At 72.8% G+C, this 10471-nt stretch carries 11 protein-coding genes; 6 read left to right on the plus strand and 5 right to left on the minus strand.

Going from position 1 to position 10471, the window contains the following annotated elements; genetic code table 11:
• Nucleotides 1-108: 108 nt before the first annotated feature.
• The 3 genes from HOO61_RS18835 to HOO61_RS18845 are packed head-to-tail and all read right to left on the minus strand — an operon-like array spanning nucleotide 109 to nucleotide 2132.
• Nucleotides 109-825: a VOC family protein gene (locus HOO61_RS18835; RefSeq protein ID WP_172261307.1), complete on the minus strand. Its 717-nt coding sequence runs from the start codon at nucleotides 823-825 to the stop codon at nucleotides 109-111.
• An 11-nt stretch (nucleotides 826-836) separates the two neighbouring features.
• Nucleotides 837-1637, minus strand: a complete 801-nt coding sequence (locus tag HOO61_RS18840) for an SRPBCC family protein (RefSeq protein ID WP_172261309.1) — start codon at nucleotides 1635-1637, stop codon at nucleotides 837-839.
• 12 nt (nucleotides 1638-1649) lie between these two features.
• On the minus strand, nucleotides 1650-2132 hold the full coding sequence (locus HOO61_RS18845) for a pyridoxamine 5'-phosphate oxidase family protein (RefSeq protein WP_172261311.1): 483 nt from the start codon (nucleotides 2130-2132) through the stop codon (nucleotides 1650-1652).
• A 137-nt stretch (nucleotides 2133-2269) separates the two neighbouring features.
• Here HOO61_RS18845 and HOO61_RS18850 point away from each other — a divergent pair, with 137 nt between their 5' ends.
• Both HOO61_RS18850 and HOO61_RS18855 read left to right on the plus strand, forming a co-directional pair.
• Nucleotides 2270-4633: an excinuclease ABC subunit UvrA gene (locus HOO61_RS18850; RefSeq protein WP_172261313.1), complete on the plus strand. Its 2364-nt coding sequence runs from the start codon at nucleotides 2270-2272 to the stop codon at nucleotides 4631-4633.
• Entirely contained in the window at nucleotides 4633-5325 is a 693-nt protein-coding gene (locus tag HOO61_RS18855; protein ID WP_172261315.1) for an alpha/beta fold hydrolase, read from the plus strand. Before HOO61_RS18850 ends, HOO61_RS18855 begins: the two co-directional genes overlap by 1 nt.
• Before the next feature lie 2 nt (nucleotides 5326-5327).
• On the opposite strand, the gene HOO61_RS18860 is transcribed toward HOO61_RS18855, so the two are convergent.
• Nucleotides 5328-6119 (minus strand): Fpg/Nei family DNA glycosylase, encoded by a 792-nt coding sequence (locus HOO61_RS18860; protein WP_172261317.1) that lies wholly within the window; start codon nucleotides 6117-6119, stop codon nucleotides 5328-5330.
• A 74-nt stretch (nucleotides 6120-6193) separates the two neighbouring features.
• Between HOO61_RS18860 and mmuM the strand changes: the two genes are divergently transcribed.
• Complete coding sequence (gene mmuM / locus HOO61_RS18865; RefSeq protein WP_172261319.1) at nucleotides 6194-7099, plus strand: homocysteine S-methyltransferase; 906 nt, start codon at nucleotides 6194-6196, stop codon at nucleotides 7097-7099.
• Here the strand turns inward: mmuM and helR are convergent.
• Nucleotides 7086-9281 carry an RNA polymerase recycling motor ATPase HelR gene (gene helR, locus HOO61_RS18870; RefSeq protein WP_367650255.1) on the minus strand — a complete coding sequence of 732 codons (2196 nt, stop codon included), beginning with the start codon at nucleotides 9279-9281 and terminating at the stop codon, nucleotides 7086-7088. The two genes, mmuM and helR, sit on opposite strands and share 14 nt — an antisense overlap.
• Nucleotides 9282-9345: 64 nt before the next feature.
• On the opposite strand from helR, the gene HOO61_RS18875 reads away from it, so the two are divergent.
• From HOO61_RS18875 to HOO61_RS18885, 3 genes are all read left to right on the plus strand, one after another.
• A complete protein-coding gene (locus HOO61_RS18875) occupies nucleotides 9346-9792 on the plus strand; it encodes a YiiD C-terminal domain-containing protein (RefSeq protein WP_216659140.1) in 447 nt (148 codons plus the stop codon).
• On the plus strand, nucleotides 9789-10151 hold the full coding sequence (locus HOO61_RS18880) for a DNA polymerase ligase N-terminal domain-containing protein (RefSeq protein WP_172261321.1): 363 nt from the start codon (nucleotides 9789-9791) through the stop codon (nucleotides 10149-10151). The genes HOO61_RS18875 and HOO61_RS18880 overlap by 4 nt, the downstream gene beginning before the upstream one ends.
• An 85-nt stretch (nucleotides 10152-10236) precedes the next feature.
• The gene (locus tag HOO61_RS18885; RefSeq protein ID WP_367650262.1) at nucleotides 10237-10389 is read left to right on the plus strand and encodes an RNA polymerase subunit sigma-70; all 153 of its coding nucleotides are present in this window, start codon (nucleotides 10237-10239) and stop codon (nucleotides 10387-10389) included.
• Nucleotides 10390-10471 lie beyond the last annotated feature (82 nt).

Below are 10471 nucleotides of genomic sequence, written 5' to 3' on the forward strand. Positions count from 1 at the left end.
TGATCGCCCGCCGGGGCCCTCGCTGGCGCGACGGACGCCGGGGCGGGGGCTGTGGTCCACCGGGTGGACCACAGCCACCGCACAGTCGTCGCTGAGTCGCGCCGGGAGTCAGGCCGTGTTGACGGCGGAGGTGTCGGCGCAGACGACGCCGCGGTTGCCGTCCTGGTCGGCGACCACGGTCAGCCCGGGTGCGTTGCTGTCGTCCACGACGGTCCCGCCCGCGGCCACGGCTGCCGCGATCCGCTGCCCGGCGACCTCCGGCGCCACGTAGACCTCGACGTGGAAGCGCTGGCGCGAGGATGTCGGGTCGCCGGGGTCGCTTGAGTCATCGAACCAGAGGTTGGGGACGCGGACCGTGGCGTCGCGGACCTCGTCGCCGGGTGACCCGCGGCCCTGCGACTCGGCGTCGCCCGTCAGGAGGGCCGCCCACACGGGGGCGACGGCGCCCGGGGCTGCGGTGTCGAGGCCGAGCTCGATCTCGCTGACCGCGGCCGGGTCGGCGGTGAGGCCGAGGTCGGCCGCGACCTCGGTGATGCGGCGCGCGAGGTCGACGTCCTGCTGGGTGACCCACTCGACGACGTGCTCGGTGCCGTCGTCCTCGCGGTAGATCGCTTCGGCGGTGACCAGCTCGAGGTCCACGTGGCACGCGCCGATCACCACGCGCGGGTGGTGGCCGATCGCGTCGCCTGCGTCACCCACCGCGGTGGCGAACCGCGCGCCGGCGCTGAAGCCGTCGGTCAGGTAGCGCGCGTGCAACCCCTGCGCCAGCTTTCGCCACTCGGTCAGGTCGGCCTCGGCGATCTGCTCGCTCCGCAGCATGTCCATGCTCCGCGAGCCTAGTCGTCGAGGGAGAACCCGAGCGCGTCAGCGAACCGTCGCGGGTCGGCGACGGCGAGCGTGGCGCCGGGATGGGTGATGGTGCCGGTGGGGTCGATCGCCGGGACAGGCTCGTGGAAGGTCAGGCATAGCGCGCGGTCTCCGTTGGTCGTGAACGAGACGCCCCGGTCGGTCAGCGACAGGTGCGGCGGACCGGCGGTCCGGTGCCACGCGAAGCCGCCCGTGAGCTCGACGGAGGAGATGTTGGCGCGCGGCGTGGCCAGGCGCCACGGCCCGTAGCGCACGAACAACCAGTCCGGCCCCACCTCCGCCGTGGTCGTCGCGGGAGTGATGCCGAACGCCCGCGCCGGGGCGAGGTAGTTCGGGGCGAAGGCGAAGTCGAACGTCTCCACCGCGACCGGAGCGCCCTCTCCGCCGGGCTCACGCACGAGACCCCGCAGCGCCATGCCCGCCGGGACGCGATAGGGCTGCAGCACGGCGGCGGCCGGAGCAGGCACCCGGACCAGGGCGCGGCTGCCACCGCCCGGCGCGGGCAGGACGTGGTGGTCCATCGACACCGCCGCCGGACCCCGGCCTGCGCGCCAGGTCCACGACCGCAGCGCGGGGTCGACCCGGGTGACCTCGAAGTCGACGGCGACCCCGGCAGGGCCGTGGACCCGTCCGGTCGTGCCGACGGCCAGGACGTCGTCGGAGGCCTCGACGTCGCGGATGAGGGGTGCCCACGACGACCAGGTCGCGGGCGTGGTGAAGCACCGCCACGCCTCGTCGGCGGTGGCGGGACCGTGGGCGTCGACCAGCACGAGGAGCCCCGATCAGAGCGGGACGGTGTCGTTGTCGCCCAGGTCGGGCTTGTCGTCGCTCAGCAGGCCCTTGGCCATCTGGACGGCGATCGCGACCTTGCCGGGGGACTCCCAGTACTCCGCCGTGTCGCCGTCGATGCGCAGCAGCACGTTGTCGGGGTCGTCGGGACCACCGGACATGAAGGCGCCGGCGGAGGCGTCCCACAGCTCGCGGAGCTTGGCCCGGTCGTCGCTGACGTGGGCGGTGCCGGTCAGCGAGACCCAACCGGCCTTGCTGGAGTAGGACACGTTGACCCGCGGGTCGGCCTCGATCGCACGCACCTTGTCGCTGCTGCGCTCGGTGAGGAACCAGGTGGTGCCCGGGTCCTCGAAGTCCTGGGTGCCCATGGGCGTGGAGACCAGCCGGCCGTCGAGCGACACGTAGGTCAGCACGGCGATGTCGGTCTCCTCCATGATCTCGGCAACGGGCGCGGTCCGGTCGTCGTGGGTCCTCATGCCTCGACCCTGACACGGTGGACAAACCTTGCACCCCACCCGAGGGGCGGGGCCGGTCACAGCAGCGGCGCGCAAGGCGTCGTACTGGCAGGATTGCTCCCGCCACGGGAGGCCAGATCACAGGGGAGACACACGCCATGACGACCACACACCCGGCCGACGACCACGCCCTGATCCGCGTCGAGGGAGCGCGGGAGAACAACCTCAAGAACGTCAGCGTCGAGCTGCCCAAGCGCCGCCTGACGGTCTTCACGGGGGTGTCCGGCTCCGGCAAGAGCTCGCTCGTCTTCGCGACCATCGCGGCCGAGTCGCAGCGGATGATCAACGAGACCTACAGCGCCTTCGTGCAGGGCTTCATGCCCACCCTGGCCCGCCCCGACGTCGACCACCTCGAGGGCCTCACGACCGCGATCATCGTCGACCAGGAACGCATGGGCGCCAACCCGCGCTCCACGGTCGGCACCGCCACCGACGCCAACGCGATGCTGCGGATCCTCTTCAGCCGTCTCGGTGACCCGTACGTCGGCCCGCCCACGGCGTACTCCTTCAACGTCCCGACCCGCAAGGCCAGCGGCATGATGACCACCGAGAAGGGCGGGCGCACCGAGCGCCGGATCGCCAAGCAGGAGGTCTACCTCGGCGGGATGTGCCCGCGCTGCGAGGGCATGGGCAAGGTCAACGACATCGACCGCACGGCGCTCTACGACGAGGACAAGTCGCTCTCCGAGGGCGCCCTGACCGTGCCCGGCTACTCGATGGACGGGTGGTACGGCCGGCTGTTCGAGGGCATGGGACTGCCGATGGACAAGCCGATCAGGTCGTTCACCAAGAAGCAGCTCGAGACGATGCTGTGGGCCGAGCCGACCAAGATCAAGGTCGAGGGCGTCAACCTGACCTTCAACGGCATCATCCCGCAGATCCAGAAGTCCATGCTGTCCAAGGACCCGGAGGCGATGCAGCCGCACATCCGGCGCTTCGTCGAGCGGGCCGTCACCTTCCAGACCTGCCCCGACTGCGACGGCACCCGGCTGACTCCCGAGGCCAGGAAGTCGACGATCAACGACAAGTCGATCGCCGACCTGTGCGAGATGCAGATCAGCGACCTCGCCGACTGGGTGCGCGACCTCGACGAGCCGTCGGTGGCGCCGCTGCTGAAGGGCCTGCAGCACCTGCTCGACTCGTTCAGCGAGATCGGTCTGGGCTACCTCTCGCTCGACCGGCCGGCCGGCACGCTGTCGGGCGGCGAGGCCCAGCGCACCAAGATGATCCGCCACCTCGGCTCGTCGCTCACCGACGTGACCTACGTCTTCGACGAGCCCACGATCGGGCTGCACCCGCACGACATCGAGCGGATGAACCACCTCCTCCGGCAGCTGCGGGACAAGGGCAACACCGTGCTCGTGGTCGAGCACAAGCCGGAGACCATCCAGATCGCCGACCACGTGGTCGACCTCGGCCCGGCCGCCGGTGCCGCGGGCGGCACCATCTGCTTCGAGGGCGACGTCGACGGCCTGCGCAGGAGCGACACGATCACCGGCAGGCACCTCGACGACCGGGCGACCCTCAAGGAGACGGTGCGTGAGGCGACCGGAGCGATGGAGGTGCGCGGTGCCTCGACCCACAACCTGCGCGACGTCGACGTCGACGTGCCGCTGGGGCTCCTCACCGTGGTCACCGGCGTGGCCGGCTCGGGCAAGAGCTCGCTGATCCACGGCTCGCTGGCCGGGCGCGACGAGGTCGTCGTGATCGACCAGGGCGCGATCAAGGGGTCCCGGCGCAGCAACCCGGCGACGTACACCGGGCTCCTCGAGCCGATCCGCAAGGCGTTCGCCAAGGCCAACGGCGTCAAGCCCGCGCTCTTCAGCTCGAACTCCGAGGGCGCGTGCCCGACCTGCAACGGTGCCGGCGTGATCTTCACCGAGCTCGGTCCGATGGCGACGGTGGAGTCGCCGTGCGAGGAGTGCGAGGGCCGCCGCTTCAAGGCCGAGGTGCTCGAGCACACCCTCGGCGGCAAGGACATCGCCGAGGTGCACGAGATGTCGGTCGTCGACGCCCTGGCCCTCTTCAGCGACGGCGAGGCGAGGATCCCGGCGGCGGTGAAGATCCTCGAGCGGCTCGTCGACGTGGGCCTGGGCTACCTGTCGCTGGGCCAGCCGCTGACCACGCTGTCCGGGGGCGAGCGGCAGCGCCTCAAGCTCGCGACGCAGATGGGGGACAAGGGCGACGTCTACATCCTCGACGAGCCCACGACGGGCCTGCACCTCGCCGACGTGGCGAACCTGCTCGGCCTGCTCGACCGCCTCGTCGACGCGGGCAAGTCGGTCATCGTGATCGAGCACCACCAGGCCGTGATGGCGCACGCCGACTGGATCATCGACCTCGGTCCCGGTGCCGGCCACGACGGCGGCACCGTCGTCTTCGAGGGTCCGCCGGCCGAGATGGTGGCGGCGAAGGAGCCGACCCTGACCGGCAAGCACCTCGCGGCGTACGTCGGCGCCTGATGCTGCTCCTCCACGGGCTCGGCGCCACGGGCGGGGTCTGGCGCGGCGTCGAGGCGATCACACCGGCGACCGCACTCGACCTGCCCGGCCACGGCGCAGCGGCCTGGGCGTCGTCGTACACCTTCACCGGCCATGCCCAGGCGGTGCTGCCGCTGCTGGAGGCCTTCGACAGCCCCGTGCCCGTCGTCGGGCACTCGATGGGCGGCGTGGTGGCACTCGAGCTCGCGGTGCTGGCTCCCGAGCGGGTCTCACGCGTGGTCGGGCTCGGGATCAAGGTCGCCTGGCCGCCGGAGGACGCAGCCCGCGCGCTGGCGATGGCGCAGCGGCCGGCGGCGACGTACGACACCCGGGCGGAGGCGGTCGAGCGCTTCCTCCGGGTCTCCGGGCTGGCCGGGCTCGTGGCTCCCGACGACCCGATGGTCGAGGGTGCCGTCGTCGACCGCGCGGCGATGGGGGAGGGGAGTGGCTGGCGACTCGCACAGGACCCGCGCACGTTCGGCGTCGGCGTGCCCGACATTGCGGGGCTCCTCGCGGCCGCCGGGTGCCCCGTGGTGCTCGCACGCGGCGAGCACGACCCGATGGTCGGCCACGAGCAGCTCGCCGAGCTGGCGGGCGACGCGGTCACGCTGCCCGGGCTGGGCCACAACGCGCACGTCGAGGACCCGGCAGCCGTACTGGCGCTCCTGACCTGAGGTCAGGCCTGGCACACCGGGCACCAGAAGAGGCGCCGCGCAGCGACCTGGGTGTCCTGGACCGGGGTCCCACAGATCCGACACGGCAGGCCGGCGCGCCCGTAGACGTAGTGGGCGTCGACCCGGCGCGGGCGGCCGGCCGGGCGCTCCCGGTCCTCCGGCAAGGTTGTGACGATCCGACCGGCACGGACACCAGCGCGCAGCAGCACCACGAGGTCGTCCCACAGGGCGTGCAGCACCGCCGCGTCGTGGAGCCGGCCCGGACGCAACGGGTCGAGCCGCTGCCGGAACAGCACCTCGGCGCGGTAGACGTTGCCGACACCGGCCACGACCGACTGGTCCATGAGCAGGGTGGCGATCGGGGCCCGGCTGCGCAGCACGCGGTCCACGAAAGCCTGGACGTCGGGCCCCCTCCGCAGCGGGTCGGGGCCGAGCCGGGCGAGCACCGTCCTGCGCTCGGTGTCGGTGAGCACCTCGCACGCAGTCGGACCGCGCAGCTCCAGCCAGTGACCGCCCCCGACGAGCCGGAGCCGCAGGGCACCACGCGCCGCCGGCGCCGGGAGGGTGCCGTCGCGGAACTTGCCGTAGAGGCCGAGGTGCACGTGCAGCCACAGGTCGCCGTAGCGGTGGAACAGGTGCTTGCCCCACGCGTCGGTGGCGGCGAGCAGGCGGCCGTCGAGGAGCCGGGCGCCGTCCTCGAAGCGGCCCTGGGGGCTGTCGGCGGACACGTGCTGCCCGACCAGCAGCCGCGCATGGCGGCGCGCGAGGCGGTGGATGGTGTGTCCCTCTGGCACGCCCCGATCGTTGCCGACCCGGCCAACCCCGGCGTCGCCCCGACGGGCGGGACCGCACCTGCGAGCATGGGGCCATGACTGCACGCGACCTGCGAACGACCATCGCCGATCGCCCCGTCGTCCTCGACGGCGGCCTGGCCACGCTGCTCGAGGAGCACGGCCACGACCTGTCGAGCGACCTCTGGTCCGCCCGCCTGCTGCGCGACGACCCGGCTGCGATCGAGCGGGCCCACCGCGAGTTCTTCGTCGCGGGCGCGGAGGTCGCGACGACGGCGTCCTACCAGGTGTCCTTCGAGGGCTTCGGAGCCGAGGGAGCCGACCGCGACGAGGTCGAGCGCCTGCTCCGCCGGAGCGTCGAGCTGGCCGCGGCCGCGCGCGACGACGTGGCCCCCGACGGCTGGGTGGCCGCCTCGGTCGGACCGTACGGCGCCGTGCTGGCCGACGGCTCGGAGTACCGCGGCGACTACGACCTCGACGTGGCCGGTCTGCGAGCCTTCCACCGACCGCGGCTCGACGTCCTCGCCTCGACCGTCGGTGAACACGCCGACGTCCTGGCGGTCGAGACCATCCCGTGCCTGGCCGAGGTGGAGGCCGTGCTCGCCGAGCTCGACGGCAGCGGCGTGCCCGCGTGGCTGTCGCTGTCGACGGCCGACGGGCTCACCCGCGCCGGCGAGCCGATCGGGGAGGCGTTCGCGATGGCCGCCGACGTCGCCGAGGTCATCGCCGTCGGCGTCAACTGCACGTCGCCCGCCGATGCCGGCACCGCCGTGCCCGTCGCCGGGGCGCACGGCCCCGCCGTGGTCTACCCCAACTCGGGTCAGGGCTGGAACGCCGTGACGCGGGCGTGGGAGGGACGCTCGGCGTTCGACCCGGCCGACGTCGCGGCCTGGGTGGACGCGGGCGCCCGACTCGTCGGCGGCTGCTGCCGCGTCGGCACCGCCGACATCACCGCGATTCGCACCGCGCTCACCCGCTCGTGAGCACGACCAGCCGCTGGGTGGCCCGCGTCATCGCGACGTAGCGGTCCACCGCTCCGGCGATCCCGTCACCGAAGCGCTCGGGGTCGACGAGCACCACCAGGTCGAACTCGAGGCCCTTGACCAGCTCGGGGGACAGCGAGCGGACGCGCGCCGTGTCGGCGTACGTCGGGTCGCCCACCACGACTGCCGTGCCCTCGGCGTGCTCGGCCAGCCACGCCCCGATGATGGTGTCGCGCTCGGCGACCGGGGCGTGCAGCACCGGGATGCCGCTCTCGCGGACCGACGTGGGCACGTTGGCCTCCGGCAGAGCCGCGCGGATCACGGGCTCGGCCTCGGCCATCACCTCGGCCGGGGTGCGGTAGTTCACCGTCAGGGGCGCGACCGTGACGTCCGCGAGACCGACGCGCGCCAGCCGCTCGGTCCACGACTCCGCGAAGCCGTGACGCGCCTGCGCCCGGTCACCGACGACGGTAAGGCTGCGCGAGGGACAGCGCCGCAGCAGCATCGCCCACTCGGCGTCGCTGAGCTCCTGCGCCTCGTCGACGACGACGTGCGCGAACGGCCCGGCCAACAGGTCGACGTCCGACGTGGGGAGTGCAGCGTCGTCGACCAGCGCGGTCTGCAGGTCGTCGTGGACGAGCATCGAGACCAGGCCGTCGCCGAGCGCGTCGGCGTCCGTCTCCCGCGCTGTGGTGCGCAGGTCGTCGATGACCTCGCCCACCCGGGCGCGCTCGCGGGCCTCGGCGGCCTGCGTACGACGCCTGCGCCGCGAGGCCTCGGGGTCGCCGAGCCGCAGCCGAGCCGCGTCGAGCAACGGCAGGTCGGCGTACGTCCACGCCTCGGCGTCCTCGCGGCGCAGCGCCCGCACCTCGTCGGGCTCGAGCCAGGGGGCGCAGTGGCGGAGGTAGGCCGGGACCGTCCAGAGGTCGCCGACGAGGTCGGTGTGCTCGATCAGCGGCCAGGCGCGGTCGAAGGTGTCGCGCAGCCCGGCGTGCCGGTCGAGCACGCGCCGGAGCTCGTCGGGGGAGAGGTCATCGACCACGTCCGCGGCGTTGTCGACGAGGATGGTGAGGACCTCGCCCCACACGTCGTCGCGGGCGAGGTTGTGCGGCGTTCCGGGGTCGGGGGAGCCGAACGCCTCCGCCCACTCCGCCGGCGTGATCCGCACGTCGCCCCACGCGGTCTCGACGAGGTAGGACTCGGTGGGCGGCTCCTCGTAGAGAGCGACGGCCGGCTCGACGGCCGCGACCATCCGCAGGTCCGACTTGAGCGCGGCCACCTGGTCGTCGGCCTCCGGTCCCAGCGCCACCTCGGGCACGAGGTCTCGGACGGTGCACGTCTGCACGCCCTCCTCGCCGAGGCTCGGCAGCACGTCGCCGACGTAGGCGAGGTAGGGCTCGTGCGGTCCGACGAACAACACCCCGCCGCGCCGGTGCCCCAGCCTCGGATCGGCGTAGAGCAGGTAGGCGGTGCGGTGCAGCGCGACGACGGTCTTGCCGGTGCCGGGGCCACCGTCGACCACGAGCGCGCCTCGAGACCCGGCCCGGACGATCGCGTCCTGGTCTGCCTGGATGGTGCCGAGCACGTCGCGCATCCGGGGCGTACGGCTCCCGCCGAGGGTGGCGATGAAGGCGGACTGGTCGTCGAGGGCGGCCGTGTGGGTGAGTCCCTCCTCGGTGAACGCCTCGTCCCAGTAGTCGACGATCCTCCCCGCCACCCAGCGGTAGCGCCGCCGGCTGACCAGGCCCAGCGGGTGCGCGTGGGTGGCGGCGAAGAACGGCTCGGCGGCAGGGGAGCGCCAGTCGACCAGCAGACGGCGACCGTCCGGGTCGGCCAGGCCGAAGCGGCCGACGTACGTCGTGCCGGCGTCCTCGCCCTCGTTGTCTGCGTCGTGGTCGGCGTGGACGATGCGCCCGAGGCAGAGGTCGAGGTCGTAGCGCCGCAGCGCCCGCAACCGGGAGGTCAGCCGGTGCACCTCCTGGTCGCGCTCGAGGGCCGCCGTGCCGTGGCGGACCGCAGTCCTCCTGGTCTCGGCCAGGCGCTCCTCGAGATCCGACACCGCGCGCGCCAGACCGTTCGCGATGCGGGTGAAGTGCTCACGGTCGCGCTCGATCAGGAGCGGGTCGGCCTTGGCGGCGAGGGCGTCGGGGAGAGCGAACGGAAGGGTGTCCTGCGGCGTCACGCCGTGCAGTGTGAGGGCTGCACGGGGCCTTGCGGCAAGCCCCCGGATGGCCTATACGTTGAGAGTGGAGGCAGTGCAGGCCGTCGGATCGGTCCCGATCCTGGAGGCCATGGGGATCCGCGTCGTCGATCTCCGACCCGGCTTCGCAGCGGCCGAGCTGCCGCCCGAGCCCAACGTCAACCACTTCGGTGTCACCTACGCCGGCTCGCTGTTCAGCGTGGCCGAGATGCTCGGCGGCCTGCTCAGCCTGGCCACCTTCGACCTCGACGACGGCGGCGAGCTCGCCGGCTGCGTGCCGCTCGTCAAGGAGTCGACGATCCGGTTCCGGCGGCCCGCGCTGGGCGTCGTACGAGCCACGGCGTCGCTGTCCGACGACGAGGTGGCGCGGGTGCGGGCCGACGCCCTGGCTACCGGCAAGGGGGAGTTCGTGCTCGAGGCGACGCTCACCGACGCGGCCGGGGAGGTCGTGGCCTCCACGGTCGGGACCTACCAGCTCCGACGCCTCGGGTGAGCGCGCCGAGGTTCGTCCTGCACGACCACCGCCGCCCGAGCCCTCACTTCGACCTGCGGCTCGAGGAGGACGGCGTCCTGCGCAGCTGGGCGGTCCCGAAGGGGCTGCCGGACGACGGCCGCCACGACCGGCTGGCGATCGCCGTGGACGACCACGACCTCGACCACGTCGACTTCGAGGACGAGCACAAGTCGGTCGCCGACACCGGCACGTGGGAGGAGCACTCGCGCGACGACCGGCGGCTGGTGTTCACGCTGCACGGTCGCGCCGGCTCCCGACGGTTCGCGCTCATCCACACCGGCGGCACGCAGTGGCTCCTGCACCTGACCAAGGAACAACCGGGCGTCAATGAAAGTTGACAGTGGGCGTTGTGTCAACGACAGTTGACGCATGAGGACCAGCGTGGACACCGACCCGGGGGAGCCCGACCCGCTCGAGGAGCTCATGCGCATCGCGGGCGCCAAGCAGGAGCTCGCCGCAGCCGAGGCCGTCGCCGTACGACGCGCGCGCATCCACGGCTTCTCGTGGGCGGAGATCGGCACGATGCTCGGCGTCTCCAAGCAGGCCATGCACAAGAAGTACGGCAAGTTCGCCTGACGCGCACCGCGTCGTGATGGTGACAGCCCGCGACGTGAAGGCCCGCCCACGGGAAGCACGGTTGAGCGGGCCCCGGAACGGG

The sequence above is a fragment of the Nocardioides sp. zg-1230 genome (genome assembly GCF_013155335.1).
GTDB lineage: Bacteria > Actinomycetota > Actinomycetes > Propionibacteriales > Nocardioidaceae > Nocardioides.

Coding starts and splice junctions, on each gene's coding strand:
- HOO61_RS18835 (WP_172261307.1), bottom strand. CDS start 825: ATGGACATGCTGCGGAGCGAGCAGATCGCCGAGGCCGACCTGACCGAG.
- HOO61_RS18845 (WP_172261311.1), bottom strand. CDS start 2,132: ATGAGGACCCACGACGACCGGACCGCGCCCGTTGCCGAGATCATGGAG.
- HOO61_RS18850 (WP_172261313.1), top strand. CDS start 2,270: ATGACGACCACACACCCGGCCGACGACCACGCCCTGATCCGCGTCGAG.
- HOO61_RS18855 (WP_172261315.1), top strand. CDS start 4,633: ATGCTGCTCCTCCACGGGCTCGGCGCCACGGGCGGGGTCTGGCGCGGC.
- mmuM (WP_172261319.1), top strand. CDS start 6,194: ATGACTGCACGCGACCTGCGAACGACCATCGCCGATCGCCCCGTCGTC.
- HOO61_RS18885 (WP_367650262.1), top strand. CDS start 10,237: ATGCGCATCGCGGGCGCCAAGCAGGAGCTCGCCGCAGCCGAGGCCGTC.